Raw genomic sequence first — 22,139 nt, 5'->3', positions numbered from 1 at the left:
TGGGCCCGGAGGAGCAGGGAGGGGAACCCCCATGAGCGAGGCGCTGCTGAGCGCGCTGGCCGAGGCCGTGGCCGACCTGGCCACGGCGAACGACCCCGTCGCGGGCGGGCCGGGGCTCGCGGGCACCGCGCGGCTCCTGGACGCGCTTCCCGCCGCCGACCGGCGGACCCTCGACCGCCTGTTCCGCGACGCCGCCCTGCGGCAGCCGCCCGGCCCCCGCCGCGAGCGGCTGCTGACGGTCCCGGCGGGCCTCGGCCTTCCGGGCGACGGGCACGCCGCCCGCTGCGATCTGACCGCCTCGTACGTCGAGAGCTTCGTCACGCTCGTCCGCGACGCCGACCCCGCCACGCCCGTGCCGAGCTGCCCCGGCTGGAGCCTCGCCGATCTCGTGCGGCACCACGGCACGACCCACCGCTGGACGGAACACCTGGTGCGCACCCGGGCGACCGAACGGGTCCGGGCCGGGGACGTGCCGCTCGACCTTCCGGCGGACCCGGCCCGCTACCCGGACTGGCTCGCCGCGAGCGCGCAGAGCGCCCTGCGGGTGCTGCGGGAGGCCGAGCCGGACACCCCGACGTGGTCGCACGGCAGCGACCCGCACGTACGGTTCTTCCCGCGCCGGCTGCTCTTCGAGGCGGTCGTCCACCTCGCCGACGCCGAGCTGGCCCTCGGCCGGGAGCCCGCGCCGGTCGATCCGGCGACGGCCGTCGACGGCATCGAGGAGTTCCTGGAGAACCTCCCGTACTTCTCCTGGGTCGCCGAACCCGTCGCCCAGCTCGGCCGGGACGGCGCGAGCCTCCGGCTGACCGCGACCGACACCGGCGCCGCCTGGACGGTCGTCCTCGGCGGCGGCGGATTCGCCTGGCGGCGCGGCGCCGAGGGCGAACCGACCGCGGGCGTCGGGGGCACCGCCGCCGACCTCCTGCTGCTCGTCCACGGGCGGCACGCGGCCGACGACACCCGCTTCACCCGCTCCGGCGACCGCACGCTCCTCGACGCCTGGATCACGGCGACCGCGCTGTAGCGGGTGTCCTCGCCCCCGGGGCCGGACGCGGGAAGGGCCCGGGACGGCGTGCGTCCCGGGCCCTTCCCGCGTCCTCCGCGCGGCGGTGCGTCACGACCCCGAGGGGCGTCCGACCAGTTCGCGCAGCACGTCCTCCATCGTCACCAGACCGGCCGGCCGGCCGTCCTCGTCGACGACCGCGGCCAGGTGGGTCCGGCTGCGCCGCATCGCCGTCAGGACGTCGTCCAGCGGAGTGGCCGCCCGCACCCGGGCGATCGGACGCAGCGCCGTCACCGGGAAGGGCAGGTCGCGCGGGGTGATGTCCAGGGCGTCCTTCACGTGCAGGTAGCCCAGGATGCGACGCTCCGAGTCGACCACCGGGAAGCGGGAGTACCCGGACCGCGCCGACAGCGCCTCCAGCTCCTCCGGGGTCGTGCCCACCCGCGCGTACACGACCTTCTCCACCGGCATCACGACGTCCTGGACCGGGCGCCTGCCCAGTTCCAGGGCGTCGTGCAGGCGCTCCGCGGCGCGGTCGTCGAGCAGGCCGGCGTCACCGGCGTCGGTGACCATCCGGGCCAGCTCGTCGTCGGAGAACGTGGCCGAGACCTCGTCCTTCGTCTCCACCCGCAGCAGCTTCAGGATCGCGTTGGCGAACGCGTTGATCGCGAAGATCACCGGGCGAAGCGCGCGCGCCACGGCCACCAGCGGCGGGCCGAGCGCCAGCGCCGAGCGGGTCGGTTCGGCCAGCGCGATGTTCTTCGGGACCATCTCGCCCAGCAGCATGTGCAGGTAGGTGGCGACCGACAGCGCGATCACGAACGAGATCGGGTGCACGAGGCCGTGCGGGACGCCCACGGCGTCGAAGACCGGCTCCAGGAGGTGCGCGATGGCCGGTTCGGCCACGATGCCGAGGACCAGGGTGCACAGCGTGATGCCGAGCTGGGCCGCCGCGAGCAGCGCGGAGACGTGCTCCAGGCCCCAGATGACGCTGCGGGCCCGGCGGTCCCCGGCCTCCGCGAGCGGCTCGATCTGACTGCGGCGCACGGAGATCAGGGCGAACTCGGCGCCGACGAAGAAGGCGTTGACGACCAGGGTCGCGAAGCCGATCAGCAGCTGGATCGCGATCATCGGCCCGCCTCCTCGTGCGTGTCCTCACCGGTGCCGGGGAGCGGGGCGTGCAGGAGCACGCGCGCCGCCCGCCGCCCGGAGGCGTCGACCACGTCGAGCCGCCAGCCGGCGAGCTCCACGGTGTCCCCGACGGCCGGGATCCGGCCGAGCTCGGTGGCCAGGACGCCGGCCAGGGTCTCGTACGGGCCCTGCGGCGCCTTCAGGCCGATGGTCTCCAGCTGGTCGGTGCGTGCCGCGCCGTCGGCCGACCACAGCGCGCGGCCGTCGGCGTCCTCGCCCGCCGGTGCCAGGTCGGGGGTCTCGTGCGGGTCGTGCTCGTCCCGCACCTCGCCGACGACCTCCTCGACGATGTCCTCCAGGGTCGCGACGCCGGCCGTGCCGCCGTACTCGTCGATGACGACGGCCATCGTCTGCTTGCCGGAGAGGCGGTCGAGCAGCCGGTCCACGGTCAGGCTCTCGGGCACCAGGAGCGGCTCCCGCAGCATGTCGCCGATGCGGCGGCGCGGGCGCTCTTCGGCGGGTATGGCGAGGACGTCCTTGATGTGGGCGATGCCGACGACCGAGTCGAGGCTGCCCCGGTACACGGGGAAGCGGCTGAGACCGGTCGCGCGGGTCGCGTTGGCGACGTCCTCGGCCGTGGCCTGCACGTCCAGGGCGGTGACCTGGACGCGCGGGGTCATGACGTTCTCCGCGGTCAGCTCGGCGAGGTTGAGGGTGCGGACGAACAGCTCCGCGGTGTCCGCCTCCAGGGCGCCCTCCTTGGCGGAGTGGCGCGCCAGGGCCACCAGCTCCTTCGGGGAGCGGGCCGAGGCCAGCTCCTCGGTCGGCTCCATGCCGAGCCGGCGCAGGATGCGGTTGGCGGTGTTGTTGAGGTGGCTGATCAGCGGCTTGAACGCGGCGGTGAAGATCCGCTGCGGGGTGGCCACCACCTTGGCGACCGCGAGCGGCGAGGAGATCGCCCAGTTCTTGGGGACCAGCTCGCCGACGACCATCAGGACGACGGTCGACAGGGCGGTGCCGATGACCAGGGCCACCGAGGAGGCGACCGCGGGGGAGAGGCCGAGGGCCTCGACCGGGCCTTGGAGCAGCTTGGCGATCGACGGCTCGGAGAGCATGCCGACGACCAGGTTGGTCACGGTGATGCCGAGCTGCGCGCCGGAGAGCTGGAAGGTCAGCGACTTGACGGCCTTGAGGGCGCCGGCGGCGCCCCGATCGCCGCGCTCGACGGCGGCTTCGAGCTCGCCGCGCTCGACGGTGGTCAGCGAGAACTCCGCCGCGACGAAGGCGCCACAGGCGAGTGCGAGCAGCAGCGCCACGAAAAGGAGCAGTACCTCGGTCACCGGTTCACCTCCGTCCCTCGACGAGTCCCATGATCAGTCAGGGGAGGGAGGACCGCGCGATGTCGGCTTCGGGAACGGCTACTGGGAGGCTCGCCCATGGGCGGACGCTCACACCTTTCGATAGTGCGGGGCAGCGCTGTGGCTGATCGGATGACCGAATTCTGACCACCCATAGTAAAGGACGGGCAAAGGGCGTGGCGATCAGCGACCGGAGGTGATCGCGAGCGGCTTCACCCAGCGGGTCCACTGCTCCTGCGGCCCGTACTCCGCCGCCCGCCACGCGGCCTGCCCCCGCTCGTTCTGGTCCAGCACCATCGCGTCCGCGCGCCGGCCGCCGAGCCGTACGAAACGCTCCTCGGCCGCGGCGAGCAGCGCGCCGCCCACGCCCCGGCGGCGGTGGTCCGGGTGGACGGCGAGCCGGTAGAGGTGACACCGCCAGCCGTCGAACCCCGCGATCACCGTCCCCGCCAGCTCCCCGCCCCGCTCGGCGAGCAGCAGCGCCTCGGGGTCCCGCTCGACGAGCCGCGCCACGCCCGCGCGGTCGTCGCTGATGCTCGTGCCCTCCGCGGCGGTCTTCCAGAAGGCGAGCACGGCGTCGAGGTCGGCCGCCACGGCGGCCCGTATCCGAAGATCGTCCATGCCCGCATCCCACCACCGGCCCGGCCCGCCCGTCGACCGCGTTTCACGGGTCAGGACGGGCCAGGACGGAGCAGGGCGGTCAGGACGGGCCAGGGCGGGCCAGGGCAGGGGCGAGGCCGGTGGCCGCTCGGGCGGCGGGGTCACGCGGAGGAAGGCTCCCGCAGCAGCGCGATCACCGGGCCGAACGCCTCCATCGCGTCGTCGAGCACCGTCAGGTACGAGAAGCCGAACCGCTCCCGGAGCGCGAGCACCCGGTCGGCGATCTCCCGCACCGTGCCGATCGCGAGGATCGGCAGGTCCAGGACCTGCTCCTCGGTGAGGTACGGCGCCAGGGGCAGGAACCCGGCCGCCGCGGCGGGCCGGTCCTCCGTCACGATCACCCGCTGGATCAGCAGGTTGAGCTCCGCGGGCGTCTCGCGGCCGGCCTCCCGCTCGAAGCCCCGGTACGCCTCCACCCGCGCGGCGACCTCCGCGGCGGTCAGCACCGTCACCGCCTCGCCGGTGAAGCGGCCCCCGCTGAAGGCCATCACGTCGGCGTGCCGGGCGGCGAGCCGCAGCACCCGGTCCCCGTTGCCGCCGATGAGCAGGGGGGTGCGCGGGTTCCCGTCCCCGCCCTTCAGTGTCCCGGCCAACTCCTCGACGGTACGGGTGAGATGGCCGACCCGCTCGCCCGGCGGCAGGAACGGGATCCCGGCCTCCTCGTGCTCGGCCCGCACATAGCCCGTGCCCAGGCCGAGTTCGAGCCGGCCGTCGGTCAGCGCCGTCGTCGTCGCCACCTCGCGGGCCAGCAATGCCGGGTTCCAGAAACCCGTGTTGAGCACGAAGGTGCCGAGCCGCGGCCGGGTCGTCGCCTCGGCGGCCGCCACCAGGGAGGGGAACGGGGCGGGCATGCCGAGGTGGTCCGCGACCAGGATCAGGTCGTACCCCAGCTCCTCGGCCCGGCGGCAGCGCGCCCGCCACTCGGCGCCGGTGCCGGGCGTGAGCATGTTGACGGCGAAGCGGAAGGGCGAGACCACGGTGGTACCTCCAGGTCGACGAGCGGCCGGACGGGTGACGAACCCTCAGCCTGCCACGTCCCGCGCTGGATCGGCGCGGCGCAGGCCGCGGATCGCCGGGATCGCGAGCAGCGCCGCGCAGCCCGCCAGGCAGGTGCCCGCCGAGACCAGCATCAGCCGTCCGGGGGAGGCCAGCGCGGTGGCCGGACCCGCGAGGATCTGGCCGAGCGCGATCCCCGACACCGATCCGGCCAGCTCGTACGCGCTGACCCGGTTGAGCACGGCGGGCGGGGTGTGGGTCTGCACGCTGGTCGCCCACATCACCGACCAGAATGCCAGGGCGCCCCCGCCGACCGCGTGGCCCCCGAGCAGCAGCGGCAGTCCGGCGTCCAGGGCCACGCAGAGCGGCAGGACGGTGTACAGCACCATCGCCCCCGCTCCGGCGGCCAGCGGCCGGGCCGGACGCAGCCGCAGCGCGAGCAGCCCGCCGAGCACCGTGCCGACGCCCAGGAAGGAGACCGCCAGGCCGTACGCGTTCGGGCCGAGCCGGGCGCCGACCAGCGCCGAACTCAGCGGCACCAGCGGGCCGAAGATCAGGACGCCGTACACCACCCAGATCAGGATCACCGCCCACATCCAGGTGCGGGAGCGGAACTCGTGCCAGCCCTGCCGCAGATCGCGCCGGAGCGAACGCGCGGGGGCCGGCGGCTCCTCGTGCGCCGGGACGGCCGGGGCGAACCGGACGAGCCCCAGGCACAGGGCGCTGAGCAGGAAGGTGCCCGCGTCGATCGCGTAGACGGTCCCGGCGCCGGTCACCGTGATCAGCAGCCCCGCGAGGGCCGGGCCGAGCAGGTGGGCGAGGGCGTCCGCCACCTTGAGGGTGGCGTTGGCCCGCTGCGGTTCGGCGGCGACCAGCGGGACCATCCCGTTCACCCCCGGCAGGAACATCGCGACCGCCGCGCCCGCCAGCGCCGCCATGGCGACGAGCAGCCAGAACGGCGGCCGCCCGGCGAAGAACGCGACCGCGAGCACCCCCTGCGTGAGCACCCGGGCGAGGTCCGCCCCGATCATCATCCGGCGGGCGCCGAAGCGGTCGGCGAACACGCCGCCGAACAGGACCAGGACGACGAAGGTGCCGGTCCAGGTGCCGAGGACGACGCCGGCCCCGGTGATCCCGTAGAGCGCGCCGACGGCGAGCGCGGCGGCCACCGGCATCATCGCGTCGCCGAACAGCGAGACGGTGCGGGCGGCGAAGTAGAGGGTGAAGCGCCGGTCCCACAAAGGGACCCGGACGGGCGGTACGGGGGGCGGGGACGGGTGCTGCCGTGTCTGCGTGGTGGTCACAGCAGGGATCATGGTCTGGACCAATTATCCGTTCCCAGTGTCCTGACCGACATGAAGGGGTACTTTCGCGCCATGACGCCGTCCCGTCCGCTGCCGAGGTCCCGCGCGCCGCACCGGGTGGTGGCCCTGCTGCAGCCCCGGCAGTCGGCCTTCCCGCTGTCCTGCGCCGCCGAGGTGTTCGCCGACCACGGCCCGGCGATCCCCGCCCGCTACGCCTTCGAGGTCTGCGCCGAACGGCCCGGCCCCCTGCCCACCCAGAGCGGCTACGACCTGCTGGTCACCCAGGGCCTGGAGGCGCTGGAACGCGCGGACACCGTGCTGGTGCCCGGCCGGGAGCACGCGGACGACGCCGAGGTGTCGCCGGAGGTGGTCGCGGCGGTCCGCCGGGCGCACCGGCGCGGCGCGCGGATCGTCGGGCTCTGCTCGGGCGCCTTCGTGCTCGCCGCGGCCGGGCTGCTCGACGACCGGCGGGCCGCCACCCACTGGGCCCGGGCCGCCGGTCTCGCGGCCCGGTTCCCCCGGGTCCGGGTCGACCCCGGGGTGCTGTACGTCGACCACGGCGACGTGGCGACCAGCGCCGGATCCGCGGCCGGTGTGGACCTGTGCCTGCACCTCGTGCGCAGCGACCACGGCGCCGCGTACGCCATGCGGATCGCCCGGCAGATGGTGATGCCGCCGCACCGGGAGGGCTGCCAGCTGCAGTACGCCGAACTCCCCACCTCCGGACCGGTCGCCGACTCGCTGGCCCCGCTCCTCGAATGGCTCGGCGGGCGGCTCGACCGGCCGACCAGCGTCGCCGAGATGGCCGCGTACGCGCGGCTCTCCGGCCGCACGCTGACCCGGCGCTTCACCGAGCAACTGGGCATCAGTCCGGCCCGCTGGCTGCTCGACCGGCGGCTCGCGGCCACCCGCGCGCTCCTGGAGGAGACCGACCTGCCCGTCGAGACCATCGCCCACCGGGTCGGCCTCTCCTCGGCGGTCAACCTGCGGCGCCGCTTCCACGAGGCGCTGCGCACGACACCGGCGGCGTACCGGCGCACCTTCCGCGCCGACGCCTGATCTCCCGGGCCGGGCCCGGCCTCAACCGGTCACGAAGCAGAACTCGTTGCCCTCCGGGTCGTGCATCACCTGGAACGTGCCCTGCTCGTCCGTCACGGGACCGCCCGAGCGGCGCGCGCCCCACGGCAGCACCTCGTCGGCCGCCGCCACCGGGTCGGCCACCTCCACGTCCACGTGGAGGCGGTTCTTCACCGCCTTGCCCTCCGGCACCCGCTGGAACGCGATCCGCACGAACCCCGGCGGATCGACGTACGACCAGTCGGGGCTCCGGTCGACCGGGGCCCCGCCGAGGAGCGCCGACCAGAAGCGGGCGAGGGCGGCCGGGTCGGCGCAGTCGAACACGATCTCCTGAACATGAGCACGCATGCGGGCCAGCGTACGGAGCTCAGGCCTCCGGCGCCGCGGTGAACGGCTCGGCGAACCGCGCGGTGAACGCCTCCGCGTCCCAGCTCCCGCCCAGCGCGGGGGCCAGCCAACCGGGCGCCGCCGCCCGGAACTCCGCCGCGTCGAGGGCGCCGGCGCCCGCCGGGACCGCACCGAGCAGCGGAGCCTCCGCCACCAGCGGCAGGTCCGCCAGATTGCACCGCGCCGCCAGGTCCGGCTCCTCGGGCCAGCTGCCGACCACCACACCCAGCTGCTCGATCCCGCGCGCCCGGAGCGCCTCCCCGGTCAGCGCCACGGAGTTGAGCGTGCCGAGTCCCGCCGGGGCGACCACGAGCACCGGCGCGCCGAGCAGGCGGGCCGCGTCGGCGAGCGTCCCGCCCTCCTCGTCGAAGCGGACGAGGAGGCCGCCGGCGCCCTCCACCAGGACCAGGTCGTGCTCCTCCGCCAGTTTCCGCGCCGCCTCCGCGACCTCCGCCGGGGTGACCGGAGCCATCCCGGCGCGGCGCGCGGCGGTGTTCGGCGCCAACGGCTCCGGGAACCGCGCGAGCTCAGCCCCCACGACGCCCCCCGCCAGTCGCCCCACCTCGTCCACGTCCCCCGCCTCGCCCCTTCCGACGCCCGTCTGCGCGGGCTTCAGCATGGCGACGGAACGGCCGGCGGAGGCGGCCGCGGCGGCGAGGGCGGCGGTGACGACGGTCTTGCCGATCTCGGTGCCGGTGCCGGTGACGACGAGGACGGTCACGGTGGGGTTCCTTTCAAGGATGGTCATGGGGAGGGGCGGCCGCCCGCCCCCGCCCGCACCCCCGTCCGGGCCGGCGGTGGCGGCCCGCAGTGGGTGGGGCGAGGGACGTGGCGCAGGGGCCGGGGACTCCGCCGGCTCAGCCGGCTCGGGCGGCTTCGCGGACCGCGGTCGCGATCCGGCTCACGTCCTCGTCGCCCGTCACGAACGGAGGCATCGTGTAGATCAGGTCCCGGAAGGGACGGAGCCACACCCCCGCCCGGACCGCCGCCCGCGTCGCCGCCGCCATGTCGACCTCGTGGTCGAGCTGGACGACACCGATCGCGCCGAGGACGCGGACGTCCCGCACGCCCGGGAGGCCGGCCGCCTCCGCGAGGCCCTCGCGCAGGCCCGCCTCGATGCGCTTCACCTCGACCTGCCAGTCCTGGGAGAGCAGCAGGTCGATCGAGGCGAGGGCGACGGCCGAGGCCAGCGGGTTGCCCATGAAGGTGGGGCCGTGGGCCAGCACGGGGACCTCGCCGCGCGAGATGCCCTCGGCGACGCGGCTCGTGCAGAGCGTCGCGGCCATCGACAGGTAGCCGCCGGTCAGCGCCTTGCCGACGCACATGACGTCCGGCGAGACCCCGGCGTGGTCGGCGGCGAACAACGCCCCCGTCCGCCCGAACCCGGTCGCGATCTCGTCGAAGACGAGGAGGACGCCGTGCTCGTCGCAGGCCTCGCGCAGCACCCGCAGGTATTCGGCGGAGTGGAAGCGCATGCCACCCGCGCCCTGCACCACCGGCTCCACGATCACCGCGGCCAGTTCGTCCGCGTGCCGCCCGATCGTCTCGCGCAGGAGGTCCGCGTACGACTCCTCGTACGCGGCCGGCGGCGCTTCGACGAAGACCTGGCGCTGCAGGACGCCGGACCACAGCTCGTGCATCCCGCCCTGCGGGTCGCACACGGACATCGGCTGCCACGTGTCGCCGTGGTAGCCGCCGCGCCAGGTGAGCAGCCGCTGCTTGCCCGGGCGCCCGACCGAGCGCCAGTACTGGAGGCACATCTTGACCGCGACCTCGACGGAGACCGAGCCGGAGTCGCTGAGGAAGACGTGCCGCAGCGGCTCGGGCGTGATCTCCACCAGGCGCGCGGCGAGCCGGACGGCCGGCTCGTGGGTGAGCCCGCCGAACATGACGTGGCTCATCCGGTCGAGCTGGCCGCGCACCGCCTCGTTCAGGACGGGGTGGTTGTAGCCGTGGATGGCCGACCACCAGGAGGACATGCCGTCGATCAACTCGGCCCGCCCCTCGGCCGGTTCGGCGAGACGGAGCCGTACCCCGGACGCGGAGTCGACGACCAGCGGCTCCGCACGGCCCGGCATGGGGCCGTACGGGTGCCAGACGTGCGCCCGGTCCAGGGCCAGCAGTTCGTCGTTACGCATTCGGCGCGAGGTCCGTGCCGGCGCCCCGGCGGCGCACGGCCACCAGGTCGGTCCTGGCCTCGGACGAGGCCGCAGCGGGCTCCTCGGACGCCGGGCCGCCGCCGCACGGTCCGCAGCCGCCACCGGCCGAGGCGTGCGAGCCGCAGCCGCCGCCGGCCGCCTCCGCGTGCGACCCGCACCCGCCGCCCGCCGCGGCGGCAGCCGCCACCGCGTCCGCGCGGTGCGCGGGGAGCGTGGTCGTGCCCGCGCCCTCCACCTCGAAGCCGGCGTCCGCGATCATGTCGAGGTCGGCCTGGCCGGCCTGGCCCTCGCTGGTCAGGTAGTCGCCGAGGAAGATCGAGTTGGCGATGTTCAGCGCCAGCGGCTGCATCGAGCGCAGATGGACCTCGCGGCCGCCCGCGATCCGCACCTCGACGTCCGGGCAGACGAACCGGACCATCGCGAGGATCCGCAGGCAGCGCTGCGGGGTGAGGTTCCACTCCTTGGCCAGCGGGGTGCCCTCGAACGGGATGAGGAAGTTGACCGGCACCGAGTCCGAGTCGAGCTCGCGCAGCGCGAACACCACGTCGACCAGGTCCTCGTCGCTCTCGCCCATGCCCGCGATGAGGCCCGAGCAGGCGGACAGGCCCGCCGCGTGCGCCTTCTGCACGGTGTCCACCCGGTCCGCGTAGGTGTGGGTGGAGGTGATCTCCCCGTACGTCGCCTCGGACGTGTTCAGGTTGTGGTTGTACGCGTCGGCGCCGGCCTCCCGCAGCCGCTCCGCCTGGCCGTCCGAGAGCAGACCGAGGCAGGCGCAGACCTCCACGCCCTCGTTCCCCTCCTTGATGGCCTCGATGGTCTTTCCGACCCGCTCGACGTCACGGTCCGTCGGGCCGCGTCCGCTCGCCACCAGGCAGACCCGCTTCGCGCCGCCCGCGACGCCCGCGGCGGCCGCCGCGGAGGCCTCGTCGGGCTTCAGCCACGTGTACTTGAGGATCCCCGCCGTGGAGCCGAGCCGCTGCGAACAGTACGAGCAGTCCTCGGGGCACAGGCCGGACTTCAGATTGACCAGATAGTTGAGCTTCACCCGCCGCCCGAACCACTGACGGCGCACCTTGCCGGCAGCGGCCACCACATCGAGCAGGTCGTCGTCGGAGGTCGCCAGTACGGCGAGCGCTTCTTCGCGGCTCGGCGACTCGCGCCGCAGCCCCTTGTCCACCAGCGTGTTCAGCAGGTCCATAAGCGCTGATCCTGGCGTACCGCACGCCCCTCGGCCAAGGAGGATCTGAACAAACGACGCCGTTTGAGGTGTGTGTATGGCCACACCCTGACCTCGGCCCGGGACGGTTAGGGTCTGTGCGCTGCCTACAAAAGGATCCGCCATGCCGCCGTACGCCGAGGACCCGCAGGACCCGAGCACCGGGCGGGACCCGCGCACGGCCGCCTTCGACTGGACGGACACCGCGGCACGGCAGCGCGAGCAGGCGGGTCTGGCGCGTACGCTGCGCCCCCGGGCCGCCGAGTCCGAGCTGCTCGACCTGGCGGGCAACGACTACCTCGGGCTGACCCGACGGCCGGAGATCACCGAGGCGGCGGCCGAGGCGGCCCGCCGCTGGGGCGCGGGCTCCACTGGCTCGCGGCTCGTCACCGGCTCCACCCGGCTGCACGCGCGCCTGGAACGCGAACTCGCCGAGTTCAGCGGCTTCGAGGCCGCGCTGGTCTTCTCCTCCGGCTACACCGCCAACCTGGCCGCGCTGACCGCGCTCTCCGCCCGCGACGGGCTGATCGTCTCCGACGCCGCCAACCACGCCTCGATCGTGGACGGCTGCCGCCTGGCGCGCGCCGAGACGGCCGTGGTCCCGCACGCCGACCCCGAGGCCGTCGCCAAGACCCTGGGCGCCCACCCGGGCCGCCGGGCGCTGGCCGTCAGCGACTCCGTCTTCTCCGTGGACGGCGACCGGGCGCCGCTCGCCGAGCTGGCCGCGGTCTGCCGGGCGCACGGCGCGGGCCTGGTCGTCGACGACGCCCACGGCTTCGGCGTCCTGGGCGAGGGCGGGCGCGGCGCGCTCCACGGGGCGGGGCTCGCGGGCGACCCGGACGTCGTCGCCACCCTCACCCTCTCCAAGTCCCTCGGCAGCCAGGGCGGCGCGGTCCTCGGCCCGGCCCGGGTCATCGAGCACCTGGTCAACGCGGCCCGCACCTTCATCTTCGACACGGGGCTCGCCCCGGCCGCCGCGGGCGGCGCCCTCGCGAGCCTGCGGCTGATCGCCGCCGAGCCGGGGCTCGCCGCCCGGGCCCGCGGCGTCGCGGAGCGCCTGCACGCGCTGCTCACCGGGGCGGGGCTGACCGCCGCCCGCCCGGACGCGGCCGTGGTCTCGGTGCGCGCCCCCGGGCCGCAGGAGGCGCTGCGGTGGGCGGCGGACTGCCGTGAACTGGGTCTCGGCGTCGGCTGCTTCCGGCCGCCGTCGGTCCCGGACGGCATCTCGCGCCTGCGGCTGACCGCGCGCGCGGACCTCACGGACGGGCAGATCGAGCGGGCCGTCGAGACGATCCTGCGAACGGCACCGGCCGGCGCGGTGGAGGCGGGGCGGGACGCGGTCTGACCGCGGGTCACGCACGCTTGTCCGGTCGCCCGTCGCACCGTTCACCGCATCGGGCGACAGATATCCGCATATCTTGGTCGATCGCCACCCAGGGCGGCGCGATCGGTGGCAGTCTGGCGCGCAGCGCAATCCGGGGCCGGGCCCGGTGGGAAAGGGACAGCGTCGCCATGGCAGATCACCAGGAAGCAACCGTCACGCTGCCGAGCGATCCCGCGTCGGTGCCGGCCGCCCGGCGGTACGTCGCCGAGGTCCTCGGGGCCTGGGGGCTCGACGACGCGGACGACATCGCGGACACGGTACGCCTGATCGTCTCGGAGCTGGCGACCAACGCCGTGCAGCACACCTTCGGCCAGTCGCCGACCTTCACGGTCGACGTCCGCCTGGAGCGCGACGAGCAGTTGCGCATCGGGGTGACCGACAGCCATCCGCGCTGGCCGCGGCGGCTGCCCGCCGCGGTGCAGCAGGACAACGGGCGGGGCATGGTGATCATCCGCTATCTGGCCGCGGAGGCGGGTGGGCGGCTCACGGTGACGCCCACGGAGGAGGGCGGCAAGACGGTCTGGATCAGGCTGCCCTGGCCCGCGGCGCACGCCGCGTAAGGAGAGTGCCGGGCGGGAGGAGGGGCCGGCGGCGCCACCGGGCGCTCCTCCCGCACCGTCGTGCGGCGCGATCCGTGGGTGCGGTGCACGCACGGCACCCACGGGGTTCAGCGCATCAGCTGATCAGGCCGATGCGCGGGTGCGGCGGGTCCGCCCGTCAGCGGACGCGGCCGTAGAGGACCTTGGAGCTCCAGATCTTGTCCAGCTTCACCCATGAGCCGGTCTTCGGCGAGTGCCAGATCTTGTTGTTACCCGCGTAGATTCCGACGTGGTACACCCTTCCGCCGGAATGGAAGAAGACCAGGTCCCCCTTCTGACGACCGGCCGCCGAGATGTGCCGGGTCTTGTTGTACTGCTGCTGCGCGGTGCGGGGCAGCGTCTTGCCCGCCTTCTTGTACGAGTAGAGCGTGAGGCCCGAGCAGTCGAAACGGCCGGGCCCCGAGGCTCCGTACCTGTAGGGCGATCCCTTCTTCGAGGCGGCGACGTTCAAGGCCTTGTTGGCGTAGGACGTCGCGGCCTGGGCCTCCGGCGCCGCTCCTGGGGCGAGCAGCGTGCCGCCGACGGCGGCGAGGGTGAGAGCCGAGACGGCTCCGGCCCGGGACAGCAGGGACGGGACATGAATCTGCGCAGTCATGCGCAACCCTTCGTCAGCCGCCTGTGAAGGATGACCTGTCGGGTTCGGGCAGGCGAAGATGCCCGGCCGCGGCTGCGGCTTCACCCCAAGGAACGTCCGCACACTGCGCGAACGCCCCGTACTGCTCGGGTCCTCCACTCCTGCCGATCCACTCCTGTCGACCAGACGTCCGGGACAGCGGCAGGACTCGGCGTCCGCCCGGACCGCCCCGCCGTGGGTGGCGGGGGCTTGTCGTCGTCGAGGATCTTGACCTACATCCAGGGCGAAATCCGAGCTGAAACGGCGATATGTGAGGCTCCTCACGACTGATCCATACGGGTGGACAGTCGGGTTTCTTGATCTTCGGAGGTTTGGCCGATGAGCCCCGCACCTGCGACGGAACGCCCGATTCCGCCAGATGCGTACTCCTGTTGCGCAACTCGCCTGCGCTTCATGTCGATTCGTCGACTACGCCGAACGGGGGAGGGTTTCTGCGGTTTCCGTGCCCCGTGCGGCCCTCGACACGACACGCGGGAGTGTCAACTCGCGGGCTCCTCGGGCACGGTGACCCGGCCCGCCCGTCGCTCTCCGTCCAACACCCTTAACGCGCGCGCCAATGTGTCGGCGTGGACCTCGCTCTCGCCCCGCATATGCATGAGCGTCAGGGCGTCACGAAGCGCCGTGGCGCGTCCCACCAGCGCCTGAGCCGCGCGAAGTGCCCCATAGGTATGCGTGGATCTGGATGGATTGATCCTCCCGAGGAGGTCGACGACCTCCAGGTACGTGTCGACGAGCTCGCCCTCGGCGCGCGTCAGGGCCGGGAGCGGCGGCAGCTCCGGGACCATGGCGGGCTCACCGCTCCCCGGCGCCGGCGGCGCGGCCGCGGTTCTCGACCACGTGGTCCACCAGGCCGTACGCGCGGGCGGCCATCGCGTCGAGCACGGTGGTCCGGTCGAGGTCGGCGGCGGTCCGCCCGCGGCTCTGTCCGGTGTTCTCGGCGAGGAGGGCGACGACCAGGTCGCGCTGGCGCAGCAGTTCCCGCGCGTGGATGTCCAGATCGCTCGGCTGGCCCCGCAACGGTTCGTCCATGGCGGGCTGCTGGAGGACGATCCGGGCCCCCGGCAGTGCCAGCCGTCGCCCCGGGGCGCCGGCCGCGAGCAGGACGGCGGCGGGGCCGACGGCCTGGCCGAGGCAGGTGGTCTCCACCTCGCAGGAGAGCGTCCGCATCGTGTCGTGGATCGCGGTCATGGCGCTGACCGAGCCGCCGGGGGAGTTGATGTAGAGGGAGACCGTGCGGCCGGGGGCCGCGTAGTCGAGGTGCAGGAACTGGGCGATGGCGTCGTTGGCCGAGGTCTCGTCGATCGGCGTGCCGAGGAAGACGATCCGGCCCTCCAGCAGCTTCGAGTAGGGGTCGAGCGTGCGGCTGCCGTAGGCGGTGCGCTCGGTGAACTCGGGCAGGACGTAGCGGGCGTCGGGCATGGCGTACTCCTCTGTCTGTAAAAAATGTACAGGACGTACAGGCCGTAAGATGAGGAGCATGGCCTATGAGATTCCGGTGACGCAAGCGCGGGCAGAGCTCGCCGACCTGATCAACCGCGTCGTCTACGGCAACGAGCGCGTGGTCGTCACCCGCCACGGCAAGCCCCTCGTCGCCCTGGTGTCCGCCGCTGACCTGGAACGACTCGAAGCGATCGACCAGCCGGTCGAGGAGCGGGCGATCAGCTCGGTCTCCGGCGTCAACTCGCTCGCGTCCGCTCCGGGTGAACAGCGCCGCTTCGGCATTGCCGCCCATCACCGTGACCCCGGCGCTCCCGCCGGCTGAAATCCATGGCGTCGCAAAGCCCGAGTTAACGAGCAGGAAAAACTTCCGCCCTAACGTGCAATGTCTGGTGCGGCGGCCCTTCTCACGTCGTCAACAGAGTGTTGAGGATCGTTAGGGTCCCCTGCGTCCGGGAGTCATGCCCGGTGGACGACAGCGAGGTGGAAGCGTGCAACTCAGCCCCCATGAGCAGGAAAGACTGCTCATTCATGTCGCGGCGGACGTGGCCGAGAAGCGCCGGGCGCGCGGAGTGCTCCTCAACCACCCCGAGGCCGTCGCCCTCATCACCTCCCACGTCCTCGAGGGCGCCCGGGACGGGCGCACCGTCGCCGAGCTGATGGCCTCCGGGCGCAAGGTGCTCGGCCGCGAACAGGTCATGGACGGCATCGCCGAGATGATCCACGACGTCCAGGTCGAGGCGACCTTCCCCGACGGCACCAAGCTGGTGACCGTCCACGAGCCGATCATCTGACGGGGGAACGCCGATGATCCCCGGAGAGATCCTGTACGCGGACGGAGCCGTGGTCCTCAACGAGGGCAGCCCCGTCAGCCGTCTCACCGTCCTGAACGCCGCCGACCGGCCCGTCCAGGTCGGCTCCCACTACCACTTCGCCGAGGCCAACCCGGGCCTCGACTTCGACCGCGCCGCGGCGCGCGGACTGCGGCTGAACATCGCCGCCGGCACCGCCGTGCGCTTCGAGCCCGGCATCCCCGTCGAGGTCGAACTGGTGCCGATCGCCGGCCGCCGGATCGTCCCCGGACTGCGCGGCGAGACCGCCGGATCCCTCGACGGCGCCGAGCCGAACGGAGGCGACCGTGCCTGAGCTGCACCGCGCCGTCTACGCCGACCTGTTCGGCCCCACCACCGGCGACCGGATCCGGCTCGCCGACACCGACCTGCTCGTCGAGATCGAGGAGGACCGCTCCGGCGGTCCGGGCCGCGCCGGCGAGGAGGCCGTGTTCGGCGGTGGCAAGGTCATCCGCGAGTCCATGGGCCAGTCCCGGACCACCCGCGCCGAAGGCGCCCCCGACACGGTGATCACCGGTGCCGTCGTCATCGACCACTGGGGCGTCGTCAAGGCCGACATCGGCATCCGCGACGGCCGGATCACCGCCCTCGGCAAGGCAGGCAACCCCGACACCATGGACGGGGTCCACCCCGAGCTGGTCATCGGCCCCGAGACCGAGGTGATCGTCGGCAACGGGCGGATCGTCACCGCCGGCGCCGTCGACACCCACGTCCACTTCATCTCGCCGACCGTCGTCGAACAGGCCCTCGCCACCGGCGTCACCACCCTCGTCGGCGGCGGCACCGGACCGGCCGAGGGCACCAAGGCCACCACGATCACCCCCGGCCCCTGGCACATGGCCAGGATGTTCGAGGCCCTGGACACCTTCCCCGTCAACATCGGTCTGCTCGGCAAGGGCAACACCATGTCCCGGGAGGCCATGCACTCCCAGCTGCGCGGCGGCGCCCTCGGCTTCAAGATCCACGAGGACTGGGGCGCCACCCCGGCCGTCATCGACGCCTGTCTGGGCGTCTGCGAGGAGACCGGCGCCCAGCTGGCCATCCACACCGACACGCTCAACGAGGCCGGTTTCGTCGGCGACACCCTCGCCGCCGTCGGTGGCCGCACCATCCACGCGTACCACACCGAAGGTGCGGGCGGCGGGCACGCCCCGGACATCATCACCGTCGTCTCCGAGCCGTACGTGCTGCCCAGCTCGACCAACCCGACCCGGCCGCACACCGTCAACACCATCGAGGAACACCTCGACATGCTGATGGTCTGCCACCACCTCAACCCGGCCGTCCCCGAGGACCTCGCCTTCGCCGAGTCCCGGATCCGGCCCTCGACCATCGCGGCCGAGGACGTCCTGCACGACCTCGGGGCCATCTCGATCATCTCCTCCGACTCGCAGGCCATGGGCCGGATCGGCGAGGTGATCATGCGCACCTGGCAGACCGCGCACGTGATGAAGAAGCGGCGCGGCGCGCTCCCCGGCGACGGGGCCGCCGACAACCACCGGGCCCGGCGCTATGTCGCCAAGTACACGATCAACCCGGCCGTCGCGCAGGGCATGGGGCACCTCATCGGCTCCGTCGAGCCCGGCAAGCTGGCCGACCTGGTGCTCTGGGAGCCCGCCTTCTTCGGCGTCAAGCCGCTCGTCGTGATCAAGGGCGGCCAGATCGCCCACGCGCAGATGGGCGACGCCAACGCCTCCATCCCGACGCCCCAACCGGTGCTGCCCCGGCCGATGTTCGGAGCGCTGGGGCGGGCCGCCGCGGCCGGCTCGGTCAACTTCGTCGCCGAGGCGGCGATCGAGGACGACCTGCCGCAGCGGCTCGGCCTGCACAAGGAGTTCACCGCGATCGGCTCCACCCGCCGGGTCACCAAGGCCGACATGCGGGAGAACGACGCCCTGCCCCGGGTCGAGGTCGACGCCGACACCTTCACGGTGACCATCGACGGCGAACCGGTCGTACCGGCCCCCGCCGCCGAACTGCCCATGGCCCAGCGCTACTTCCTCTTCTGACGGGCCCCGCACCAGCATGAGATCCGCACTGCTCGTGCTCGCCGACGGGCGATTCCCCGCCGGCGGGCACGCCCACTCGGGCGGCGCCGAGGCCGCGGTCAAGGCCGGCCGCCTCAAGGACGCCGCCGACCTGGAGGCGTTCTGCCGCGGCCGGCTGCGCACCACCGGGCTCGCCTCGGCCGCGCTCGCGGCCGCGGCGGCCCTCGGCGCCGACCCGCACGAACTCGACGCCGCCGCCGACGCCCGCACCCCCTCGCCCGCCCTGCGCGCCACCGCCCGCAGACTCGGCCGGCAGATGATGCGGGCCGCCCGCGCCGCCTGGCCGAGCCCCGAACTCGACCGGCTGGCCGCCGCGTTCCCGCGCGGCGCCCACCAGCCGGTCGTCCTCGGCACGGCGGCGCGCGCCGCCGGACTCGGCCCCGAGGACGCGGCCCACTGCGTCGGCTACGAGTCCGTCAGCGGGCCCGCCACCGCCGTCGTCCGCCTGCTCGGCCTGGACCCCTTCCAGGCCACCGCCGTCCTGGCCCGGCTCGCCCCGGACCTGGACGAGGTCGCCGCCCGCGCCGCCGCCGCGGCCCGCGAGGGCGACGTCCACGCCCTGCCCGCCGCCTCGGCCCCGCTGCTCGACCTCGCCGCCGAACAGCACGCGACCTGGCCGGTCCGCCTGTTCGCCTCCTGAGCCGCCACCCCGCGCATCCGAGTCCGAGAACACTGGAGCCCCCATGCACCTCGACCACGGCCACGACCACGGCCACGCGGTCTCCGCCGACGCCCACCGCCCCGACGGCACCCGCCGCGCCCTGCGCATCGGCCTCGGCGGCCCGGTCGGCTCCGGCAAGACCGCCACCGTCGCCGCCCTCTGCCGCGAACTGCGCGACACCCTCTCCCTCGCCGTCGTCACCAACGACATCTACACCCGCGAGGACGCCGAGTTCCTGCTCCGCGAGGCCGTGCTGCCGCCCGAGCGGATCCAGGCCGTCGAGACCGGCGCCTGCCCGCACACCGCGATCCGCGACGACATCTCCGCCAACCTCGAAGCCGTCGAGGACCTGGAGGACTCGGTCGGTCCGCTCGACCTCGTCCTCGTCGAGTCGGGCGGCGACAACCTCACCGCGACCTTCTCCAAGGGCCTCGTCGACGCCCAGATCTTCGTCATCGACGTCGCCGGCGGCGACGACATCCCGCGCAAGGGCGGCCCCGGCGTCACCACCGCCGACCTCCTCGTGGTCAACAAGACCGACCTCGCCCCCTACGTCGGCTCCGACCTGGACCGGATGGCGAGCGACGCCGCCGCACAACGCGGTGAGCTGCCCGTCGCCTTCACCTCGCTCCGCTCCGCCGAGGGCGTCGCCCCGGTCGCCGACTGGGTCCGCTCCCGTCTCGCCGCATGGACCGCATGAGCCTGCGCGCCACCGCCCGGATCGCCGCCGGGGCGGACGGCTCGCTCCCCGTCCTGGAGAGCGACGGGCCGCTCGCCCTGCGCCGCACCCGCGGCCCCGGACCGTACACCCGGGTCACCGTCGTCGGCGCCATGAGCGCCCCGCTCGGCGGCGACCGGCTCCTCCTGGAGGCCGAGGTGCGGGACGGGGCGCGGCTCCTGGTCGACTCCGCCGCGGCGACCGTCGCCCTGCCCGGCGCCGACGGCGCCCCCGCCACGTACGATCTCGCGCTCACCGTCGGCCGCGGCGCGGAGCTGCGCTGGCTGCCCGAGCAGCTGGTCTCGGCCGCGGGCTCCGAGCTGCGCATGCGGACCACGGTCGAACTCGCCGCCGACGCGCGGCTGGTGCTCCGGGAGGAGCAGGTCCTCGGGCGCCACGGCGAGCGCCCGGGCACCCTCACCACCCGGCTCACCGTGCGCCGCGCCGGGCGCCCGCTGCTCGACCAGGAGCTGGCGTACGGACCCGGCGCCCCCGGCGGCTGGGACGGCCCCGCCGTCCTCGGCGGACACCGCGCCACCGGGCAACTCCTCGTCGTCGACCCGGATTTCGCCACGGAAGGGGGCAAGCAGGGCAAGTCCCCCGAAGCCCGGCTCCTCGGCGAATACGCCGTGCTGGTGCCGCTCGCCGGTCCCGCCGCCCTGGTGACCGCCGTCGCGCCCGACGCGCTCGCGCTGCGCCGCGCCCTGGACGAGGGGCTTGAGCTGCTCGCTCCGCGGTGAGTCGGCGGGATCCGCGGGTGAGTTCCGCTCAGCGGTACACCGCTCTCCGGTTATTGGTTCGGCAAAGAAACACGTGTACGCCCTTTTACCGGAGGCCCCAAGGACGAAAGGATCCCCCGGACAGCCCACCACGGCGCTGCCACGGGGGCGGCGCCCACCGAGGGGGAGGAACCACTTGAGACGTACAGCAGTGCTCGGCTCCGCCGGCACTCTGATGACGGCGACGCTCATAGTCAGCGCGCTGGCCGCACCGACGGCCGGCGCGCAGAGCCGCCACGACCGCGACGACGAGGCGCGCGGCGCGACCATCGCCGCCGCCCGCGCCGCGAAGGCCGGTATCGAATGGCAGGACTGTCCGGCCGACTGGGGGCTCGAGAAGCCCATCAAGTGCGGCTGGGTCTCCGTTCCGGTCGACTACGCGCACCCCAACGGCAAGCAGATCAAGATCGCCGTGGACCGCATCGCCGCCACCGGCACGCCCCAGGAGAAGCAGGGCGCCCTGCTCTACAACCCGGGCGGCCCCGGCGGCTCCGGCCTGCGCTTCCCGCGCCGCGTGACCACCAACAACAAGATCTGGGCGAACGCCGCCAAGGCCTACGACTTCGTGGGCTTCGACCCGCGCGGCGTCGGCCACTCGGCGCCGATCTCCTGCGTCGACCCCACCGAGTTCGTCAAGGGCCCGAAGCCGGACCCGGTGCCGGACAGCGAGGCCGACAAGCTGGCCCAGCGCAAGGCGGCCGCCGCGTACGCCAAGGGCTGCGCCGAGAAGAGCGGCGACATGCTGCCCTTCATGACCACCCGCAACACCGTGCGCGACCTCGACGTCGTCCGGGCCGCGCTCGGCGAGAAGAAGCTCAACTTCGTCGGCGTCTCCTACGGCACCTACCTCGGCGCCGTCTACGGCACGATGTACCCGGACCACGTGCGCCGCATGGTGGTCGACAGCGTGGTCAACCCGGCGAAGAGCAACATCTGGTACCAGGCCAACCTGGAACAGGACATCGCCTTCGAGGGGCGTCTCAAGGACTGGATGACCTGGGTCGCCCAGCACGACGACGCCTACCACCTCGGCAAGACCTACGCCGAGGTCCAGCAGCAGTGGGTGACCCTGCGCGCCGCCGCCAAGAAGAACCCCCTCGGCGGCAAGGTCGGTCCGGCCGAGCTCGTGAACTTCTTCCAGAGCGCGCCGTACTACGACTCCTCGTGGGCCCCCGTCGCGGAGGCCTGGAGCGCCTACGCCCAGGGTGACCCGCAGCCGCTCATCGACGGTGCCGCCGCGGACCTCACCGACACGGCCGGCAACATCGCGTCGGAGAACGGCAACGCGGTCTACACGGCCGTCGAGTGCGCCGACGCGCCGTGGCCGACCAGCTGGAAGAAGTGGGACCGGGACAACTCCCGCCTCCACGAGCAGTACCCCTTCATGACCTGGGCCAACGCCTGGATGAACCTGCCCTGCGCCACCTGGTCCGCGCCGCGCGAGCGGGCGACCGAGGTGAAGACCGGCAAGGGTCTGCCGCCGGTCCTCATCGTCCAGTCCGAGCGTGACGCCGCGACGCCGTACGTCGGCGCCGTCGAGCTGCACAAGCGGTTCAAGGGTTCGCGTCTGATCACCGAGAAGAACGCCGGCTCGCACGGCGTCACCAACCTGGTGAACTCCTGCATCAACCCGAAGGTCGAGACGTACCTGCTCACCGGCAAGGTGGACAGCCAGGACGTGACGTGCGAGCCGCACGCCACGCCCCAGCCGTAACACCCGCACCACAGAAGAGGGGC

24 protein-coding genes and 1 riboswitch are annotated in these 22,139 nt (G+C 73.6%); of the genes, 12 read left to right on the top strand and 12 right to left on the bottom strand.

Annotated features, from left to right (window positions below):
- The first annotated feature begins 31 nt into the window (after positions 1 to 31).
- Entirely contained in the window at positions 32 to 1,024 is a 993-nt protein-coding gene (locus tag OG309_RS05870) for a maleylpyruvate isomerase N-terminal domain-containing protein (protein ID WP_329418719.1), read from the top strand.
- A 90-nt stretch (positions 1,025 to 1,114) separates the two neighbouring features.
- Here the strand turns inward: OG309_RS05870 and OG309_RS05865 are convergent, their stop codons facing one another.
- From OG309_RS05865 to OG309_RS05845, 5 genes are all read right to left on the bottom strand, one after another.
- Entirely contained in the window at positions 1,115 to 2,134 is a 1,020-nt protein-coding gene (locus tag OG309_RS05865; RefSeq protein WP_329418717.1) for a hemolysin family protein, read from the bottom strand.
- On the bottom strand, positions 2,131 to 3,474 hold the full coding sequence (locus OG309_RS05860) for a hemolysin family protein (protein WP_329418715.1): 1,344 nt from the start codon (positions 3,472 to 3,474) through the stop codon (positions 2,131 to 2,133). Before OG309_RS05860 ends, OG309_RS05865 begins: the two co-directional genes overlap by 4 nt.
- A gap of 201 nt (positions 3,475 to 3,675) precedes the next feature.
- Complete coding sequence (locus OG309_RS05855; RefSeq protein ID WP_329418714.1) at positions 3,676 to 4,113, bottom strand: GNAT family N-acetyltransferase; 438 nt, start codon at positions 4,111 to 4,113, stop codon at positions 3,676 to 3,678.
- Positions 4,114 to 4,253: 140 nt separating this feature from the next.
- The gene (locus tag OG309_RS05850; RefSeq protein ID WP_329418712.1) at positions 4,254 to 5,129 is read right to left on the bottom strand and encodes a TIGR03621 family F420-dependent LLM class oxidoreductase; all 876 of its coding nucleotides are present in this window, start codon (positions 5,127 to 5,129) and stop codon (positions 4,254 to 4,256) included.
- Between the two features lie 45 nt (positions 5,130 to 5,174).
- Positions 5,175 to 6,452, bottom strand: a complete 1,278-nt coding sequence (locus OG309_RS05845; RefSeq protein ID WP_329418711.1) for an MFS transporter — start codon at positions 6,450 to 6,452, stop codon at positions 5,175 to 5,177.
- 72 nt (positions 6,453 to 6,524) lie between these two features.
- Here OG309_RS05845 and OG309_RS05840 point away from each other — a divergent pair, with 72 nt between their 5' ends.
- Complete coding sequence (locus OG309_RS05840; RefSeq protein ID WP_329418709.1) at positions 6,525 to 7,511, top strand: GlxA family transcriptional regulator; 987 nt, start codon at positions 6,525 to 6,527, stop codon at positions 7,509 to 7,511.
- Between the two features lie 21 nt (positions 7,512 to 7,532).
- Here the strand turns inward: OG309_RS05840 and OG309_RS05835 are convergent, their stop codons facing one another.
- The 4 genes from OG309_RS05835 to bioB all read right to left on the bottom strand — a co-directional run bounded on the left by OG309_RS05835 (position 7,533) and on the right by bioB (position 11,273).
- Complete coding sequence (locus tag OG309_RS05835) at positions 7,533 to 7,877, bottom strand: VOC family protein (protein ID WP_329418707.1); 345 nt, start codon at positions 7,875 to 7,877, stop codon at positions 7,533 to 7,535.
- A gap of 19 nt (positions 7,878 to 7,896) precedes the next feature.
- Positions 7,897 to 8,637 (bottom strand): dethiobiotin synthase, encoded by a 741-nt coding sequence (gene bioD, locus OG309_RS05830; protein WP_329418705.1) that lies wholly within the window; start codon positions 8,635 to 8,637, stop codon positions 7,897 to 7,899.
- 136 nt (positions 8,638 to 8,773) lie between these two features.
- Positions 8,774 to 10,054 carry an adenosylmethionine--8-amino-7-oxononanoate transaminase gene (locus OG309_RS05825; protein WP_329418704.1) on the bottom strand — a complete coding sequence of 427 codons (1,281 nt, stop codon included), beginning with the start codon at positions 10,052 to 10,054 and terminating at the stop codon, positions 8,774 to 8,776.
- Entirely contained in the window at positions 10,047 to 11,273 is a 1,227-nt protein-coding gene (gene bioB, locus OG309_RS05820; RefSeq protein ID WP_329418703.1) for a biotin synthase BioB, read from the bottom strand. The genes OG309_RS05825 and bioB overlap by 8 nt, the downstream gene beginning before the upstream one ends.
- A gap of 142 nt (positions 11,274 to 11,415) precedes the next feature.
- Between bioB and OG309_RS05815 the strand changes: the two genes are divergently transcribed.
- Complete coding sequence (locus OG309_RS05815; protein ID WP_329418701.1) at positions 11,416 to 12,636, top strand: 8-amino-7-oxononanoate synthase; 1,221 nt, start codon at positions 11,416 to 11,418, stop codon at positions 12,634 to 12,636.
- Positions 12,637 to 12,803: 167 nt separating this feature from the next.
- Positions 12,804 to 13,235: an ATP-binding protein gene (locus OG309_RS05810; protein ID WP_329418699.1), complete on the top strand. Its 432-nt coding sequence runs from the start codon at positions 12,804 to 12,806 to the stop codon at positions 13,233 to 13,235.
- A 157-nt stretch (positions 13,236 to 13,392) separates the two neighbouring features.
- Here OG309_RS05810 and OG309_RS05805 read toward each other — a convergent pair whose 3' ends face one another.
- From OG309_RS05805 to OG309_RS05795, 3 genes are all read right to left on the bottom strand, one after another.
- Positions 13,393 to 13,869, bottom strand: coding sequence for a C40 family peptidase (locus OG309_RS05805; RefSeq protein WP_329418697.1), 477 nt, complete (start codon positions 13,867 to 13,869; stop codon positions 13,393 to 13,395).
- 3 nt (positions 13,870 to 13,872) lie between these two features.
- Positions 13,873 to 14,047: riboswitch (cyclic di-AMP (ydaO/yuaA leader) on the bottom strand.
- Between the two features lie 340 nt (positions 14,048 to 14,387).
- Entirely contained in the window at positions 14,388 to 14,693 is a 306-nt protein-coding gene (locus tag OG309_RS05800; RefSeq protein WP_329418696.1) for a hypothetical protein, read from the bottom strand.
- 7 nt (positions 14,694 to 14,700) lie between these two features.
- Positions 14,701 to 15,327, bottom strand: coding sequence for an ATP-dependent Clp protease proteolytic subunit (locus OG309_RS05795; RefSeq protein WP_329418694.1), 627 nt, complete (start codon positions 15,325 to 15,327; stop codon positions 14,701 to 14,703).
- A gap of 58 nt (positions 15,328 to 15,385) precedes the next feature.
- Here OG309_RS05795 and OG309_RS05790 point away from each other — a divergent pair, with 58 nt between their 5' ends.
- The 8 genes from OG309_RS05790 to OG309_RS05755 all read left to right on the top strand — a co-directional run bounded on the left by OG309_RS05790 (position 15,386) and on the right by OG309_RS05755 (position 22,116).
- A complete protein-coding gene (locus OG309_RS05790) occupies positions 15,386 to 15,670 on the top strand; it encodes a type II toxin-antitoxin system Phd/YefM family antitoxin (RefSeq protein WP_329418692.1) in 285 nt (94 codons plus the stop codon).
- Positions 15,671 to 15,836: 166 nt separating this feature from the next.
- Positions 15,837 to 16,139 (top strand): urease subunit gamma, encoded by a 303-nt coding sequence (locus OG309_RS05785; protein ID WP_329418691.1) that lies wholly within the window; start codon positions 15,837 to 15,839, stop codon positions 16,137 to 16,139.
- Between the two features lie 13 nt (positions 16,140 to 16,152).
- Positions 16,153 to 16,491 (top strand): urease subunit beta, encoded by a 339-nt coding sequence (locus OG309_RS05780; protein ID WP_329418689.1) that lies wholly within the window; start codon positions 16,153 to 16,155, stop codon positions 16,489 to 16,491.
- Positions 16,484 to 18,205: an urease subunit alpha gene (locus OG309_RS05775; protein WP_329418687.1), complete on the top strand. Its 1,722-nt coding sequence runs from the start codon at positions 16,484 to 16,486 to the stop codon at positions 18,203 to 18,205. The genes OG309_RS05780 and OG309_RS05775 overlap by 8 nt, the downstream gene beginning before the upstream one ends.
- Positions 18,206 to 18,221: 16 nt before the next feature.
- A complete protein-coding gene (locus tag OG309_RS05770; RefSeq protein WP_329418686.1) occupies positions 18,222 to 18,884 on the top strand; it encodes an urease accessory protein UreF in 663 nt (220 codons plus the stop codon).
- Between the two features lie 43 nt (positions 18,885 to 18,927).
- Positions 18,928 to 19,605, top strand: coding sequence for an urease accessory protein UreG (ureG, locus tag OG309_RS05765; protein WP_329418684.1), 678 nt, complete (start codon positions 18,928 to 18,930; stop codon positions 19,603 to 19,605).
- On the top strand, positions 19,602 to 20,363 hold the full coding sequence (locus OG309_RS05760) for an urease accessory protein UreD (protein WP_329428164.1): 762 nt from the start codon (positions 19,602 to 19,604) through the stop codon (positions 20,361 to 20,363). Before ureG ends, OG309_RS05760 begins: the two co-directional genes overlap by 4 nt.
- A gap of 214 nt (positions 20,364 to 20,577) precedes the next feature.
- Complete coding sequence (locus OG309_RS05755; RefSeq protein WP_329428162.1) at positions 20,578 to 22,116, top strand: alpha/beta hydrolase; 1,539 nt, start codon at positions 20,578 to 20,580, stop codon at positions 22,114 to 22,116.
- Positions 22,117 to 22,139 lie beyond the last annotated feature (23 nt).

The organism is Streptomyces sp. NBC_01268 (genome assembly GCF_036240795.1).
Lineage (GTDB): Bacteria > Actinomycetota > Actinomycetes > Streptomycetales > Streptomycetaceae > Streptomyces.
The sequence above is the reverse complement of the archived record's forward strand: the minus strand, read 5'-3'. Positions and strand labels throughout refer to the sequence as shown.